Source organism: Gordonia sp. LMA167, from assembly GCF_058130025.1.
This window is the reverse complement of the sequence record NZ_CM176708.1, coordinates 2,049,779-2,064,838: the sequence shown is the minus strand read 5'-3', so window position 1 is coordinate 2,064,838 and position 15,060 is coordinate 2,049,779. Positions and strand designations below refer to the sequence as shown.

Sequence of the window (15,060 nt, the reverse complement as noted above, 5' to 3'; positions counted from 1 at the left end):
ACTTCAATGAGAGAATATAATTCTCGTACAGACAGAATTGCAATGCCGCCTGGTCGCCGACCATGCCGGGAAAGGAACGAATCGTGGCCAGACCTCTGCTGTTCCAGCGCGCGACCGTGACCCGCGTCGTCAAGGAGACCGACGACGCACGGACGTTCGCCCTCGAGCCCGAGGCGGGACCACTGGCCTATCGGGCCGGACAGTTCTGTACCTTTCGCGTCACCGTCGATTCCGAGGTGCTCTACCGGTCGTACTCGATGTCGAGTGCACCGGAGTGTGACACCGAACTGACCACCACGATCAAGCGTGTCGATGGCGGCAAGGTGTCGAACTGGCTCCTCGACAACGTCGGCGAGGGCGACATCTTGGAGATGACCCGTGCTGCCGGCCTGTTCTGCCTGCAACCCAACGACGCCCCGCTGCTCGGCTTCAGCGGCGGCAGCGGCATCACGCCGATCCTCTCGCTGGCCAAGAGCGCCCTGGCCGGCACGGACCGCACCGTACGACTGTTGTGCGCCGACCGCGACAGGGACGCGATCATCTTCGAATCCGCGATGGCCGAACTGGAGACCCGATACCCGGGACGCTTCCATGTGGCCCGTAGCCTGGACGAGGAGAACGGGTTCCTCACCGAGGCCGCGATCACCGACTTCATCGGCGACGACACCCATGCCGACACATACATCTGCGGGCCCGAGCCCTTCATGGCGCTGGTGGAATCGGCGCTGACCGGCTCCGGCAACGTCTTCGTCGAACGATTCGGTACGGCGGCACCGATCCCCGGTTCCGAGGACGCCGACGACCAGGCGGACTCGTCCTCCGCCGACCCGTCCTCCCACGCGGGCGGTGATGTTGTCGGGACGATCACCATCAAACTCGGCCGCAAGAAGGTCACCGTCCCACGACAATCGGGCGAGACCATTCTCGAGGCGGCGCGGCGCGGCGGGCTCACACCGCCGTTCTCCTGCGAGGCAGGCAATTGCGCGACGTGCATGGCCCACCTCGACGAGGGCACGGCGACGATGCGGGTCAACGACGCGCTCGAGGACGACGAGATCGAGGACGGCTACGTGCTCACCTGTCAGGGCGTTCCGGACAGTGAGACAACCGTCGTCGACTACGAGGCCTGATCGCTCACAATGGTGGTTTGGCCCCTGTATGACGACAACCCCTACACAACAAGGAGATACACCAATGGCCAAAGGCGTCCTGATCGTCGAGAGCTTCCCGAGCTCGCCTGACCGTGCCGACGAGTTCAGCAAGTGGTACGAGGAGGTCCACATCCCCGACGTTCTCGCGCTCGAGGGGTACGTGACGGCTCGTCGGATGAAGCCACTCGACGGTGACGGACCGTTCGTGGCGATGTACGACCTCGAGGCCGACGACCTCTCGGCACTGCCCGGTCTCCTGTTCGCCGCTGCCCGCGACGGGAGCCTGCCGATGTCGGATTCCATGCAGATGGACCCGCCCCCGAAGATGCGCTTCCTGGAGGTCACCGCCGAACGCTGAGCGGCCCAACGGAACCTGAGGAGCGAGCGAAGCTCCCCCCGATCCCTGAGGAGGTCCGGAGCGCCCACTCTCCGCCCCCCGAGGAGGTCCCGGAGCACCCCCTCTCCGACCCCCGAGGAGGTCCGCAGCGCCCACTCTCCGACCCCTGAGGAGGTCCGGAGCGCCCCCATCCGCTCCCTGAGGAGGTCCGGAGCGCTAGCGGAGGACCGTCACGAAGGGTCGCCCTTCGTGACGCATCCTCGCAAGCTCGGAGGCTCCTCAGGGACCGAGGAGGGGCAACCGCCCGCAAGCTCGGAGGCTCCTCAGGGACCGAGGAGGGGCAACCGCCCGCAAGCTCGGAGGCTCCTCAGGGATCGAGAAGGGGCAACCGCCCGCAAGCTCGGAGGCTCCTCAGGGACCGAGGAGGGGCAACCGCCCGCAAGCTCGGAGGCTCCTCAGGGACCGAGGAGGGGCAACCGCCCGCAAGCTCGGAGGCTCCTCAGGGACCGAGAAGGGGCAACCGCCCGCAAGCTCGGAGGCTCCTCAGGGACCGACAACAAGACTCAGCGAGTGGGCAACTCCATCTCCCCCAACGCAGGCGCCGGACGGTGATCCGGCACGTACCCGGAGACGACGATCGGGCACCGCACGGTACGGAAGCCACCGGCCTCGACCACGACCTCGGGGGTGTCCGCCAGCGCCTCCGGTAGCGTGCGCACCGCCGCGATCGGGATGCCCAGCGGTTTCAGGCGTTTCTCCCAGTTGGCGGCAGAGTCGGTGGCCAGCGTGGCGGTTACCACCGCGAGCACTTCCTTACGACGTGCGGCGCGCTCGGCCATCAGCCAGAAGCCGTCGATCCCGGCCTCGGTGGCGAAGGATCGCCAGAACCCGTCGTGGGTGATGAACAGCGCCACATGTCCGTCGGCGGTCGGGAACATCTGCGCCGGAACATAATACGAATGCGCTCCCCCGGCTCGCCGTATCGGCTCGGTGCCATCGTTGAGATATGCCGACGCGTGGTAGTTCAGTTGCGACAGCATCACATCGCGCAGCGACACGTCGATCTGGCCACCCCGCCCCGCCACGATCTGGGCGAGGAGTCCGAGCGCCGCCGTCAAACCGGTCGAGTTGTCCGCCGACGAATAGCCGGGAAGCGTGGGCGGGCCATCGGGGTCACCGGTCATCGCGGCAACGCCGGTCGCGGCCTGGATGACATAGTCGAACGCCGGATCGTCACCGGCATTCAGTCCGTAGCCGGTGATCGCCACACATACGATCCGGTCGTTGAACTCGCGCAGCGTCTCATAGGTCAGCCCGAGCCGATGGATTGCCGAGGGCTTGAGGTTGACCAGCAGGGCATCGGCGTCCGCAACCAGTTCGCCGAGCTGCCGACGTCCGGCCTCGACCGTGAGGTCCAAACACACACTGCGCTTTCCACGGTTCAGGCTCGCGAAGTAGGCGCCGCTGACCTGACGGGAGATCTCGCCGCTCGCCGGCTCGATCTTGATCACCTCGGCGCCGAGATCTGCCAGGGTCATGGTGGCATAGGGACCGGCCAGCATAGTCCCCACCTCGAGGATTCGGATGCCGGCCAGCGGGCCGTCGGTCACCGCAGTTCCTTCGCCAACTCCGCCATGACCTCGCGTGTCTTGTACTTCGAGGCGACCAACTCGTCGCGGGTGTCGCCGATCGGCAACAGCCGCATCGAGATGTCGGTGACACCGGCCTTCTCGAAGTCGCGGAACCGGGCGAGGATCGCGTTCTCGTCACCGGCGACACACAGGTCGCCGACGTCGCGTGCGTCGCCGCGCTCGAGCAGCTTCTGGTAGTTCGGCGAGAACTCCGTCTCGGCGAGAATACGATTCGCCCGCGAGCGCGCCTCATCGACCTCCGACGGGCGACACAGACACACCGGCACTCCAGCGACGATGCGCGGAGCCGGACGCCCGACACTGTCGGCCGCCTTGTTGATCCCGGGCGCGATGTGTTCGGCAATCGCGCGCTCGTCGGCCATCCACAGAATGGTGCCGTCGGCGCGCTCACCGGCCAGACGCAGCATCACCGGGCCCAGCGCGGCCAGGAACACCGGCATCGGCGCGACCGGACCGAGCTCCAGCGGGTTGTGCACAGTGAACGAATCGTTCTCCACGTCCACCGGACCCGGGCCGTGCAGCGCCTGATCCAGGACGTCGAGATAGTCGCGGGTGAACCGGGCGGGCTTCTCGTACGGGATGCCGAGCATGTCCTGCACGATCCAGTGGTGCGACGGCCCCAGCCCGAGCGCCAGACGTCCGCTGGAGGCCGCGTGCGCCGACAATGCCTGCCGGGCAAGAGCAATGGGATGCTGGGCCTGCAGCGGCACCACCGCGGTGCCGAGTTCGATGGTCGTCGTGCGCGCCCCCATCAGTGCGATGGTGATCAACGCGTCGAAGTCCGTGGGCACCTGCGGAATCCACGCCGTGTCCATACCCGCGGACTCGGCCCACTCGATGTCTTTCATCATCCGATCAACCTTGCGCGCGGAATCCCCGCGCTCCGGGCCGATCATCACTCCGACTCGCACACTGCCTCCCGAATTCTCCTGCTCTTCACGCGGACCTCCCGCTCATGCCGATGTCGTCGTCAACGCCCGAACCCCGGTGACCAACTCTTCGAGGGGCGTTCCCGTAGGGAACACGGCCGCGGCGCCGGCCTCCAACAGTTTCTTCACGTCGGCCTGCGGGATCGTCCCTCCGACCACCACCGCGATGTCCCCGGCGTCCGCGGCCCGCAGCGCCTCGACGGTGCGGGTGGTCAACGCAACGTGGGCTCCCGAGAGGATGCTCAGTCCGACGACCGACACATCCTCGTGCAGCGCAATGGAGACGATGTCCTCGATCCGCTGCCGGATGCCGGTGTAGATGACCTCGAATCCGGCATCACGCAGGGTTCGAGCGACGATCTTCGCGCCGCGATCATGGCCGTCGAGCCCGGGTTTGGCCACCAGGACACGCGCGGTCATCAGAACACCACCGGCTGGGAGAACTCGCCCCACACGTCTTTGAGCGCAGTGACCATCTCCCCCACCGTGCAGTAGGCGTTGGCGCAGTCGATCAGCGAGTGCATCAGGTTGTCATCCCCTTCCGCGGCGCGCGACAGCGCCGCCAGTGTTGATGCGACCGCACTCGGATCGCGTTCGGCCTTCACCTTTGCCAGCCGCTTGAGTTGCAGCTCGCGGCCCTCGGCGTCGAGTTCGTAGGTGGAGATCTCCGGCGCCTCCTCTTGGGAGACAAAGCGGTTGACCCCGACGACCGGCCGATCACCCGATTCCACCTCCTGGTGAATCCGGTAGGCTTCGTCGGCGATCAACCCCTGCAGGTACCCGTCTTCGATGGATCGCACCATGCCACCGTGGGCTTCGAGGTCGGACATGATCTCGATGATCCGTTCCTCGGTGGCGTCGGTGAGCGCCTCGACGAAGTACGATCCGCCGAGCGGATCGGCCACCCGGGTCACGCCCGTCTCCATCGCGAGGATCTGCTGGGTACGCAGCGCGAGAGTCGCGGACTCCTCGCTCGGCAAAGCGAACGGTTCATCCCAGGCCGCGGTGAACATCGACTGCACCCCACCCAGCACCGACGCCATCGCCTCGTAGGCGACACGCACCAGATTGTTCTGCGCCTGCGGGGCATACAGCGACGCACCCCCGGCGACACAACCGAACCGGAACATCGACGCCTTGTCCGCCGTCGCCCCGTAACGCTCCCGCACGATGGTGGCCCACCGGCGTCGTCCGGCGCGGTACTTCGCGATCTCCTCGAAGAAGTCGCCGTGGGTGTAGAAAAAGAACGAGATCTGCGGCGCGAACTGGTCGATGGTCATCCGGCCGCGCTCGACGACGGTGTCGCAGTATGTCACGCCGTCGGCGAGCGTGAACGCCATCTCCTGCACCGCGTTCGCACCCGCATCGCGGAAATGGGCTCCGGCCACCGAGATCGCGTTGAACCGCGGCACCTCTGCCGCACAGAACTCGATGGTGTCGGCGATCAACCGCAGCGACGGCTCCGGCGGCCAGATCCACGTGCCGCGGGAGGCGTACTCCTTGAGGATGTCGTTCTGGATGGTGCCGGTGAGCTTCTCGCGCGGGACACCCTTGCGTTCGGCCGCGGCCACGTAGAACGCCAGCAGGATCGCGGCTGTCCCGTTGATCGTGAAGCTGGTACTGATCTTGTCCAGCGGGATGCCGTCGAAGAGCACCTCGGCATCCGCCAGGGTGTCGACCGCGCACCCCACCCGACCGACTTCCTCGGACACCTCGGGGTCGTCCGAGTCATACCCGCACTGCGTGGGCAGGTCGAGGGCAACCGACAACCCGGTGCCGCCCTGGTCGAGCAGATAGCGGTACCGACGGTTCGATTCCTCGGCCGTGCCGAAACCCGAGTACTGCCGGAAGGTCCAGAGCCGGCCTCGATAGCCGGTCGGGAAGTTTCCTCGGGTGAAGGGGAACTCGCCGGGATTCGGCGGCGTGTCAGTCCGCGCGTCCGGCCCGTAGGCAACCTCCAGCGGGATGCCCGATGCGGTTTCAGTCGTGTAGTCCATCAGCGGATACGTTACTTGCGAATAATGAGAATGCCAATACCACTCGTCGCAAACTGGCAGGCAGATATGCCAGCCGCTGTCGCCCGCGCCTTCGTGACCTGGGCCAATCCGTCAGGGCCGTAGGCGAAGACGTGAGAATTGCATTCTCTCAATTCGAGATCGGTGTTACGCTGATCACGTGAGCGTCGAAACCTCAGCCGTACCGGCACCGCAGACCACGATCCTTGCCGAGCTGTCGACGGCGTCGTGCGAGTACCTGAAGGCCATCTGGAGCGCAGGCGAATGGTCCGCCGACAAGGTCACCACATCATCGATCGCCGAGCAGCTGCACGTCGCGCCTTCCACGGTGTCGACGGCACTGCGTCGGCTCGACGATCGCGGCCTGGTGCTCCATCAGCGGTACGGCTCGGTGCAGCTGACCGCACTCGGTGGCCGCGCCGCTCTGGAGATCATCCGACGACAACGCCTGATGGAGACGTTCCTCGTCCGCGAACTGGACTACGGATGGCATGAAGTGCATGACGACGCGGTCGCGCTCGCCTACGCCGCGTCCGACCGCGCGATCGATCACATCGACGAACGTCTCGGACACCCGACCCGTGACCCGCACGGCGATCCGATCCCCCGCGCGGACGGGAGCCTGCCGCCCACCGCGATGACACTGCTGGCGACCTGTGCTGCCGGCGACCGCGGCGTGATCGCCCGGATCGACGACTCCGACCCCGCGATGCTCGAGTACTTCGATCAGGTCGATCTCACTCTCGACCAGGTGGTCACCGTAGGAGTGACTCGTCCGTTCGCGGGAACCATGTCGGTGACGACCCGCGACGGAGGAACCGACATCGTGCTCGGCGATGTGGCCGCACGATCGATCTGGATCACGCACTGCGAGCGTCCATGACCGGTGCAAGCCGATAGTCCAGCGAAGGAGATCAAGATGAATGTTGATGACCTGGTGCTGATCAGCATCGACGACCATGTCGTGGAGCCCCCGGACATGTTCCTGCGCCATGTGCCCGAGAAGTATCGTGACGAGGCGCCGGTCGTCGTGACCGACGACAAGGGCGTGGACCAGTGGATCTACATGGGCAAGCAGGCAGGCGTCAGCGGGCTGAACGCCGTCGTGTCCTGGCCCGCCGAGGAATGGGGCCGGGACCCTGCGGGATTCGCCGAGATGCGGCCGGGTGTCTACAACGTCCATGAGCGCGTTCGGGACATGAGCCGCAACGGGATCTGGGCCTCGATGTGCTTCCCCACCTTCGCCGGTTTCTCCGCCCGTCATCTCAATCAGCATCAGAGCGACGTCACCCTGGTGATGGTGTCGGCATACAACGACTGGCACATCGACGAATGGGCCGGCGCCTACCCGGATCGCTTCATTCCCCTCGCGCTGCTGCCGACATGGAATGTCGAGGCGATGTGCAAGGAGATCCGACGGGTCGCCGCCAAGGGCTGCCGCGCGGTGACCATGCCCGAACTCCCGCACCTGGAGGGTCTGCCGAGCTATCACGACATGGACTACTGGGGTCCGGTCTTCGAGACCCTGTCCGAGACAGGGCTGGTGATGTGCCTACACATCGGTACCGGCTTCGGAGCGCTCCAGCTGGCCAAGGATTCGACGATCGACAGCCTGATGGTGCTCGCGTCGCAGATCTCTGCGCTCGCCGCCCAGGATCTACTCTGGGGCCCCGCGATGCGCACCTATCCCGACCTCAAGTTCGCCTTCTCCGAGGGCGGGATCGGCTGGATACCTTTCTATCTCGACCGCAGCGACCGGCATTACACGAACCAGAAGTGGCTTCGCCGCGATTTCGGCGACAAGCTGCCCAGCGAGGTCTTCCGCGACCACTCGCTGGCCTGCTATGTCACCGACAAGACGTCGCTGCTGCTCCGCCACGAGATCGGCATCGACAACATCGCCTGGGAGTGCGACTATCCGCACTCGGACTGCTTCTGGCCCGATGCGCCGGAACAAATGCTGCGCGAACTACAGGCAGCCGGAGCCGACGACTCCGACATCAATCAGATTTCGTGGGAGAATTCGGCGCGCTTCTTCAACTGGAATCCGTTGGACAAGCACACCCGCGATGAGATCAAAGTGGGTGCGCTGCGGCGCTCGGCAACCGACGTCGACGTATCGATCCGCTCGCGCGAGGAGTGGAAGCGTCGCTACGCCGAGAAGCACATGGCGAAGGCTTAGGGGCTCAACGGGTCTCGATACGTCACTCGCTGCCGCTCGCGACTACTCGACCAGCGGAAGGGCCACTCGCCCCACCCGCTGGTTGAGTAGCGACGAGCGAGCTTGCCAGCACGCCGCCCCCACCCGCTGGTTGAGTAGCGACGAGCGAGCTTGCGAGCACGCCGCCCCCACCCGCTGGTTGAGTAGCGACGAGCGAGCTTGCCAGCACGCCGCCCCCACCCGCTGGTTGAGTAGCGACGAGCGAGCTTGCGAGCACGCCGCGTATCGAAACCCCCGTGGGCTCCGAATTCACCCCGCCACCAACCCCCGACCGCTCACCGGCGGCAGGTCGAGCGCGGTCACCAGCCCGGGTTTCGCGTCTACCACGGCGGCAACGGAATTGACCAGTCGCATGGCGGTCACGATCATGCCCGAGACGTTGTGGTCGCCGTTCTCGCCGTGGTGGGAGAACTCCACCGTCATCTGCGGTTCGCCGGAGACGATGATGCGATAGCACCCGTCACCGTCGGCGGGCTTCGGCCAGTCCGGGCATTGGTCGGGATGGGTGCGCGTGTAGTGCTCGACCACCACCCGGTCGACGCCGTTGACCTGACCGACGACCTCGAAATGCAGTGCGGCCATGGTGCCCTCGGCGATGTCCACGGAGACCGTCGGGTAGTCGCGGTCGGCCGCGACACGGTCGAACCGTTCCACCAACGGCTCGTCGAGGGTCAACCCGAGACCGGTGGCGAGCTGCCGGACCACGCTGCCCCACCCCATCGAGAGCACCCCCGGGTACAGCAGCATCGGGGTCTCATCCATCGACTGACCGAAGCCGAAGATGGTCTTCATGACCACCGGCTGATAGTAGGTCGAGTAGTCGGCGATCTCCAGGCAGCGAAGCTCGTCGATGCGCTGCGAGAGACTCGTCATCGACAGCGGCAGGACGTCATTGGCGAACCCGGGATCGATGCCGTTGACATGCAGACTCGCGTTCCCGGTCCCCCCGGCCGCTGCGATGCGATCGAGCAGATCGTCGTTGAGAATGCCGTGCGGGAACTGCAGCAGGACCGGACCGCTCGAGACCACGTTGATCCCCGCTTCGACGAACGAGATGAGGTCGTCGATCGCCTCGAAGATGCGGTCGTCGGTCATCGCCGTGTGCACGATGCAGTCGGGTTTCAGCGCGATGAGCGCGTCCCTGTCGTTGGTGGCGATCACGCCGAGTTCACGATCCAGTCCGGCCAGCTCTCCGGCATCCTTGCCGACCTTCGCCGGGTCGGACACCCACACTCCCACCAGTTCCAGGTCCGGCCGGGCGTCGATCCCGGCGATGGCATGGCGTCCCACAGTTCCGGTCGACCACTCGACCACTCGAAGAGTCATGCACCCAAACTAGAACATGTTCCACTTTCCTGGGCATTGTTCGGCGAACTCGACGCCGCGGCCCGATTCCGCCAGAACAAGCCGGTGATGGTGGCCACGGTCGCCGCCATGCCCACACCGGCGACCGCGAACGCCGATGCCAACACCGCGCCCGGGGTGCTCTCGTCGATGAACGGCCCCGGCAGGAAGGTGAACATCAGCCCGACCGACCACGCGACGAGGTTCACCGGAATCCACAGCGCGGCCCGATCCACTCGGCCGCGCAGGACCAGATACTGCGCGGTCGGAATGCTCAACAGGAGTACAAGTCCGCCTATGGTCATCCCGAGCCAGGTGAGCGGGTTGTGCAGGTCGACGTCGATCCCGGCATCCATCAGCGTGGAGGGCAACATCCCCAGCGACCACGCGACCGCCGCGGCGGCTGCCGTGGCGACCGCCCATCGCCGTACCGGCACCGCCATCGCGGTGCCGTGCAACGCCTCCGCCTGGCCGAGCCCGAGCAGCGCGCCCTCCCCGGCACCGAACAGTGCAACCATGATCCACGCCGACCACGCTCCGAGCCCGAGCACGGTAGTGATCGCGAGCCCGAGAACAGGGATGAGGAATCCCAGCGATTCGGCCCCGGTGACCATGCCGATCCAGCGGCCCAGCGAGAAGCGCATGTCATCCTCCGTTCATCGCAGCGGCGTAAGGTCGCGTTCGTGCACCGGCCGGATGACCCGACGCCCATTTCCACGATCGCACCGGTGGCCGTGCGGCACGAGGGTCACAAGACCCTGTTGAAATGGCACAGAGCCCGTCGCCGCGCCGACGACACCCCGTTCACGGCAACCCGGATCGTCGAGGGCATGCAGGCGGGGGCCAGTGTGGAGATCGACCTGGTGATCCATGCCGGCCAGGGATTCGCGGTACTGCACGACCGCGACGTCGGGCATGCGACGACCGGCACCGGACAGGTATCCGATCTCGCGGCCGACGAACTGCGCCGCCTGACCCTGCGTGCACCGGATGGAAGGCCCACACGCGAGCCGGTGTTACTGCTCGACGATCTCGCCACTCTTCTCGGCACTACCGGGGCGCATCCGGAAGCCATGCTGCAGTTGGATTTCAAAGAAGACGCCACAACGCTGAACTCGACCGCCGTCGAAGCGTTCATCAAGGCCGTGACACCGTTCGCACCGCACGCGATACTGTCCTGCGGCGATGCCGAGGCCGTCCGCATCCTGACAGATCCCGTGCCTCACATCCGCATCGGATACGACCCCTGCCATCACGGCGCCGTACGGCGGGTCCTGTGGTCCCGGGACTTCGACGGGTTCGTCGAGCGGGCGGTCGCGGCGTCTCCCCACGCCGAGATGGTCTACCTCGAGCAGCGCCTGATCCTCGAGGCCGACCGGCTGGGTCACGACGTCGTCGGCGCCTTCCACCGTGCCGGCCGGACGGTCGATGCCTATACGGTCAGTCGGATCGACACGACATCGCTGCGAAACGTCCGCCGTCTGCTCGAGCTTCGCGTCGACCAGATCACCACCGACGACCCCGAAGGCCTGGCCGCCGTGCTCGGCGACCCCCATCCCGACTGAGGGCCCGGGAAAGGGACACCTTCGGGGCCTGCCGCAACGTGCGCTGCCCCTTCCGCTGGTCGAGTAGCCTGCGAGGAACGAGCGAGCGTATCGAGACCCCGCACGCCACAACAGGTCTCGATACGGTGCCTCGCCCAGCAGGGGCGGCTCGGCGACCCCCATCCGGCTGAGAACCCGGGAAGGGGACACCTTCGGGGCCTGCCGCAACTTGCGCTGCCCCTTCCGCTGGTCGAGTAGCCTGCGAGGAACGAGCGAGCGTATCGAGACCCCGCACACCACACCAGGTCTCGATACGGTGCCTCGCCCAGCAGGGGCGGCTCGGCGACCCCCATCCGGCTGAGAACCCGGGAAGGGGACACCTTCGGGGCCTGCCGCAACTTGCGCTGCCCCTTCCGCTGGTCGAGTAGCCCGCGAGGAACGAGCGAGCGTATCGAGACCCCGCACACCACACCAGGTCTCGATACGGTGCCTCGCCCAGGGGCTCGGCGCCTACTCGACCAGCGGAGGCGACGCGGCGCCCACTCGACCAGCGGAGGCGACGCGGCGCCCACTCGACCAGCGGAGGCGGCTCAGCGCCCACTCGACCAGCAGGAGGCGGCTCAGCGCCCACTCGACCAGCAGGAGGCGGCTCGGCGCCCACTCGATCAACAGGGGGACATTGCCGGAATCACTCAGCTACCGGGCGGCGTTCTTGATGAACTCCTCTACGCCCGCAGCAGGTTTGGTGCCACCGAAGTAGCCACCGCGGACATGACGGCGGCGCGCGTCGTCGTCGGTGGCACGCGCGGCCGAATGCCAGAGATAGGCGTCGTGCAGCAAGATGTCACCGCGCTCGGCGTAGATCGCGACCTCCCCGGGGATCTTGTCGAATCGCAGCGGCATGTCGAACGGGGGTTGCCGATCGGTCCGGCCCCCGACGGGCCGCGCGGTCTGGGGCACCTCGACGCCGTTGACGTTGCGATACGGCGCCGGCGTCGCCCAGAGATGCGATCCGGGCACCACACGCAGGAACCCGTTGGCCGGGCTCGTCTCGTCGACGTGGATCGTGAAGGCCGTGGACGGCCACACATCGAGACTCGGGCCCGCCTGCCAGTCGGAATGCCAACCGATGCGCGTGTAGCCGGACTCCGAGCCCGGACGCGCGTCCTGATAGACGACCCCGAACTGCTCATGTTCCCGCAGCCACGCCGAGTCGCCGAGTAGACGTGTCATCACCGCGGTCAGGGCCGGGTGCGTCACCGCACGCCGCACGGCGGACGCGATCTCGCTGACATACTCGACGTAGTTCGCGAAGACCGAGGCCTTGTCCTCGTCGTCGAGGAACACCGTCGAGCCGTATCGTGGCTCGAGCTCGCCGGCGACGATCGCGAGTTGCGCTGCCGTGCACTCGTGTTCGATCGCACCGACATCGGGCTCGGTCAGTACGCCCCGCAGCGTCGCATACCCGTGCATGTCGTAGAACCACACGAGCTCGTCGAGCTCATCGGGCCCGAAGACCCCCGGCTCACCGACCATCAGCTGAACAGCTTCGGCAGCGTTCCCTCGTGGGTCTCACGCAGTTCGTCGAGCGTGATCTCGAACTGATCCTGCACCGACACCGAGTCGCTGCCCTGGTCGACGACGCCGATCCGCGTCCACGGCATCCCGCGGGCATCGAGCATCGCCGAGAAACGCGATTCCTCGGTCCGCGGAACCGCGACGACGGCGCGCCCGGAGGACTCCGAGAACAGCCACACGAACGGATCGGCGTTTTCCGGAAGCAGGATGCGGCACCCGGTCTCACCGGCCAGTGCGGACTCGACGACGGCCTGGAACAGCCCGCCCTCGGAGAGGTCGTGGGCGGCCGACACCAGCCCGTCGCGTGACGCGGCCACCATGATGTCGGCAAGCAGCCGTTCGCGCTCGAGGTCGACCTGCGGCGGCACACCACCGAGGTGATCGTGGCTGACCTGGGCCCAGATGGAACCATCGAACTCGTCGCGGGTCTCGCCGAGCAGGATCAGCGTCTCCCCGGGCTCGGTACCGAATCCGGTCGGAACGCGTCGATGCACGTCGTCGATCACGCCCAGTACACCCACGACCGGCGTCGGCAGGATCGCCGTGGACCCGGTCTGGTTGTAGAAGCTCACATTGCCGCCGGTGACCGGGATGCCGAGCTGCGCGCAGCCGTCGGCGAGCCCGCGGACCGCCTGCTGGAACTGCCACATGACGGCGGCATCCTCCGGCGATCCGAAATTGAGGCAGTTGGTGACCGCCTTGGGCGCCGCACCCGACACGGCGACGTTGCGGTATGCCTCGGCCAGCGCCAGCTGCGCGCCGCGGTACGGGTCGAGGAACGTGTAACGGCCCGACGCGTCGGTGGCCAGGGCGATCCCCCGGCCCGACGTCTCATCGATGCGGACCATGCCGGAGTCGGCGGCCTCGGCCAACACGGTGTTGCCACGCACGTAGCGGTCGTACTGCTCGGTGATGAACTTGCGGCTGCACAGTGCCGGCGACGCCAGCATCTGCAGCGCGGTGTCCCGCAGCTTCTCGGGGGTGTCCGGCCGCTGCAGCGGCGCGGTGGTCGACTCGGTCACGCCATCCTGCCAGTCCGGCCGCGCGACCGGCCGCTGATAGACGGGACCCTCGAGCGCCACGGTCCGTGGCGGGACATCGACGACGGTCTCGTCGTGCCAGGTGATGACCAGACGGTCACCGTCGGTGACCTCACCGATCACCGTGGCCAGCACATCCCACTTCTTGCAGACGGCGAGGAACGCCTCGACGTTCTCCGGGGTGACCACCGCGCACATCCGTTCCTGCGACTCACTGGAGAGCACCTCGGCCGGGGTCATGCCCTCCGCGCGCATCGGCACCTTCTCCAGGTCGATGTGCATGCCGCCATCGCCCGCAGCGGCGAGCTCGGATGTCGCGCACGACAGCCCCGCACCGCCGAGATCCTGGATGCCGACGACCAGTCCGGCGTGGTAGAGCTCCAGGCAGCACTCGATGAGCACCTTCTCGGTGAACGGGTCGCCGACCTGAACGCTGGGCAGTTTCTTGCGGGAGGGCCCTGATTGTTCGCCGTCGTCATCGAAGGTCTCCGACGCCAGCACCGACACTCCGCCGATACCGTCGAGCCCGGTGCGGGCACCGAACAGGATGATCTTGTTGCCCGCACCCGAGGCAAACGCCAGATGCAGGTCCTCAGTGCGCAGCACACCCGCACACAGCGCGTTGACCAGGGGATTTCCCGCGTAGCTGGCGTCGAAAACCGTCTCACCGCCGACGTTGGGCAGGCCGAGCGAGTTGCCGTACCCGCCCACGCCGCGCACCACGCCGTCGACAACACGTCGGGTGTCCGGGGCATCGGCCGGGCCAAACCGCAGCTGGTCCATCACCGCGATCGGCCGGGCTCCCATGGCCATGATGTCGCGGACGATGCCGCCGACACCGGTCGCCGCACCCTGGTAGGGCTCGACGTAGCTGGGGTGATTGTGCGACTCGACCTTGAACGTCACCGCCCACCCATCGCCGATGTCGACCACGCCGGCGTTCTCGCCGATCCCGGCGAGCATGCTCGACCGCATCTCGTCGGTGGTCGTCTCACCGAAATAGCGCAGGTGCACCTTCGACGACTTGTAGCTGCAGTGCTCGGACCACATCACCGAGTACATCGCGAGCTCCGCGTCGGTGGGTCGACGGCCGAGGATCTCGCGGATCCGGGCGTATTCGTCGTCCTTGAGTCCCAGTTCCCGGAAAGGTTGGGGTTGCTCGGGGCTGCCGGCTGCGGCTGAAACGGTATCCACCTGCGCACTCACGCTGTCGAGTGTAGGTGAGGGGCCCGCGCGCCCGCGTGTCGGC

13 protein-coding genes are annotated in these 15,060 nt (G+C 66.7%); 5 read left to right on the top strand and 8 right to left on the bottom strand.

Annotation, left to right across the window (positions count from 1 at the left end; genetic code table 11):
• Positions 1-83 precede the first annotated feature (83 nt).
• Positions 84-1,130 carry a 2Fe-2S iron-sulfur cluster-binding protein gene (locus ACVT6V_RS09255; protein WP_489899511.1) on the top strand — a complete coding sequence of 349 codons (1,047 nt, stop codon included), beginning with the start codon at positions 84-86 and terminating at the stop codon, positions 1,128-1,130.
• Positions 1,131-1,194: 64 nt separating this feature from the next.
• Complete coding sequence (locus ACVT6V_RS09250; RefSeq protein WP_489899510.1) at positions 1,195-1,509, top strand: hypothetical protein; 315 nt, start codon at positions 1,195-1,197, stop codon at positions 1,507-1,509.
• Between the two features lie 542 nt (positions 1,510-2,051).
• On the opposite strand, the gene ACVT6V_RS09245 is transcribed toward ACVT6V_RS09250, so the two are convergent.
• From ACVT6V_RS09245 to ACVT6V_RS09230, 4 genes are read right to left on the bottom strand one after another with little or no spacing between them, the layout of a single operon-like run.
• Positions 2,052-3,098 (bottom strand): CaiB/BaiF CoA transferase family protein, encoded by a 1,047-nt coding sequence (locus tag ACVT6V_RS09245; RefSeq protein ID WP_489899509.1) that lies wholly within the window; start codon positions 3,096-3,098, stop codon positions 2,052-2,054.
• Entirely contained in the window at positions 3,095-4,051 is a 957-nt protein-coding gene (locus tag ACVT6V_RS09240; protein WP_489899508.1) for an LLM class F420-dependent oxidoreductase, read from the bottom strand. Before ACVT6V_RS09240 ends, ACVT6V_RS09245 begins: the two co-directional genes overlap by 4 nt.
• A gap of 42 nt (positions 4,052-4,093) precedes the next feature.
• Positions 4,094-4,489, bottom strand: coding sequence for a cobalamin B12-binding domain-containing protein (locus ACVT6V_RS09235; protein WP_489899507.1), 396 nt, complete (start codon positions 4,487-4,489; stop codon positions 4,094-4,096).
• Complete coding sequence (locus ACVT6V_RS09230) at positions 4,489-6,066, bottom strand: methylmalonyl-CoA mutase family protein (RefSeq protein ID WP_489899506.1); 1,578 nt, start codon at positions 6,064-6,066, stop codon at positions 4,489-4,491. The genes ACVT6V_RS09235 and ACVT6V_RS09230 overlap by 1 nt, the downstream gene beginning before the upstream one ends.
• Positions 6,067-6,244: 178 nt before the next feature.
• Here ACVT6V_RS09230 and ACVT6V_RS09225 point away from each other — a divergent pair, with 178 nt between their 5' ends.
• Both ACVT6V_RS09225 and ACVT6V_RS09220 read left to right on the top strand, forming a co-directional pair.
• On the top strand, positions 6,245-6,967 hold the full coding sequence (locus ACVT6V_RS09225) for a metal-dependent transcriptional regulator (RefSeq protein WP_489899505.1): 723 nt from the start codon (positions 6,245-6,247) through the stop codon (positions 6,965-6,967).
• Positions 6,968-7,003: 36 nt separating this feature from the next.
• Entirely contained in the window at positions 7,004-8,266 is a 1,263-nt protein-coding gene (locus tag ACVT6V_RS09220) for an amidohydrolase family protein (RefSeq protein WP_489899504.1), read from the top strand.
• A 288-nt stretch (positions 8,267-8,554) separates the two neighbouring features.
• On the opposite strand, the gene ACVT6V_RS09215 is transcribed toward ACVT6V_RS09220, so the two are convergent.
• Both ACVT6V_RS09215 and ACVT6V_RS09210 read right to left on the bottom strand, forming a co-directional pair.
• Positions 8,555-9,631: an NAD(P)H-dependent amine dehydrogenase family protein gene (locus ACVT6V_RS09215; RefSeq protein WP_489899503.1), complete on the bottom strand. Its 1,077-nt coding sequence runs from the start codon at positions 9,629-9,631 to the stop codon at positions 8,555-8,557.
• Positions 9,628-10,293 carry a hypothetical protein gene (locus ACVT6V_RS09210; RefSeq protein WP_489899502.1) on the bottom strand — a complete coding sequence of 222 codons (666 nt, stop codon included), beginning with the start codon at positions 10,291-10,293 and terminating at the stop codon, positions 9,628-9,630. The genes ACVT6V_RS09215 and ACVT6V_RS09210 overlap by 4 nt, the downstream gene beginning before the upstream one ends.
• Positions 10,294-10,332: 39 nt before the next feature.
• Between ACVT6V_RS09210 and ACVT6V_RS09205 the strand changes: the two genes are divergently transcribed.
• On the top strand, positions 10,333-11,214 hold the full coding sequence (locus ACVT6V_RS09205) for a glycerophosphodiester phosphodiesterase (RefSeq protein WP_489899501.1): 882 nt from the start codon (positions 10,333-10,335) through the stop codon (positions 11,212-11,214).
• A 675-nt stretch (positions 11,215-11,889) separates the two neighbouring features.
• Here ACVT6V_RS09205 and ACVT6V_RS09200 read toward each other — a convergent pair.
• Together ACVT6V_RS09200 and purL are read right to left on the bottom strand one after the other, a co-directional pair.
• The gene (locus ACVT6V_RS09200) at positions 11,890-12,729 is read right to left on the bottom strand and encodes a phytanoyl-CoA dioxygenase family protein (protein WP_489899500.1); all 840 of its coding nucleotides are present in this window, start codon (positions 12,727-12,729) and stop codon (positions 11,890-11,892) included.
• The gene (purL, locus tag ACVT6V_RS09195) at positions 12,729-15,017 is read right to left on the bottom strand and encodes a phosphoribosylformylglycinamidine synthase subunit PurL (protein ID WP_489899499.1); all 2,289 of its coding nucleotides are present in this window, start codon (positions 15,015-15,017) and stop codon (positions 12,729-12,731) included. Before purL ends, ACVT6V_RS09200 begins: the two co-directional genes overlap by 1 nt.
• Positions 15,018-15,060: the final 43 nt, after the last annotated feature.

Bases quoted from the DNA above. Each gene is read 5' to 3' on its own strand.
- ACVT6V_RS09250 (WP_489899510.1), top strand. From the start codon at position 1,195: ATGGCCAAAGGCGTCCTGATCGTCGAGAGCTTCCCGAGCTCGCCTGAC.
- ACVT6V_RS09235 (WP_489899507.1), bottom strand. From the start codon at position 4,489: ATGACCGCGCGTGTCCTGGTGGCCAAACCCGGGCTCGACGGCCATGAT.
- ACVT6V_RS09230 (WP_489899506.1), bottom strand. From the start codon at position 6,066: ATGGACTACACGACTGAAACCGCATCGGGCATCCCGCTGGAGGTTGCC.
- ACVT6V_RS09220 (WP_489899504.1), top strand. From the start codon at position 7,004: ATGAATGTTGATGACCTGGTGCTGATCAGCATCGACGACCATGTCGTG.
- ACVT6V_RS09215 (WP_489899503.1), bottom strand. From the start codon at position 9,631: ATGACTCTTCGAGTGGTCGAGTGGTCGACCGGAACTGTGGGACGCCAT.
- ACVT6V_RS09210 (WP_489899502.1), bottom strand. From the start codon at position 10,293: ATGCGCTTCTCGCTGGGCCGCTGGATCGGCATGGTCACCGGGGCCGAA.
- ACVT6V_RS09200 (WP_489899500.1), bottom strand. From the start codon at position 12,729: ATGGTCGGTGAGCCGGGGGTCTTCGGGCCCGATGAGCTCGACGAGCTC.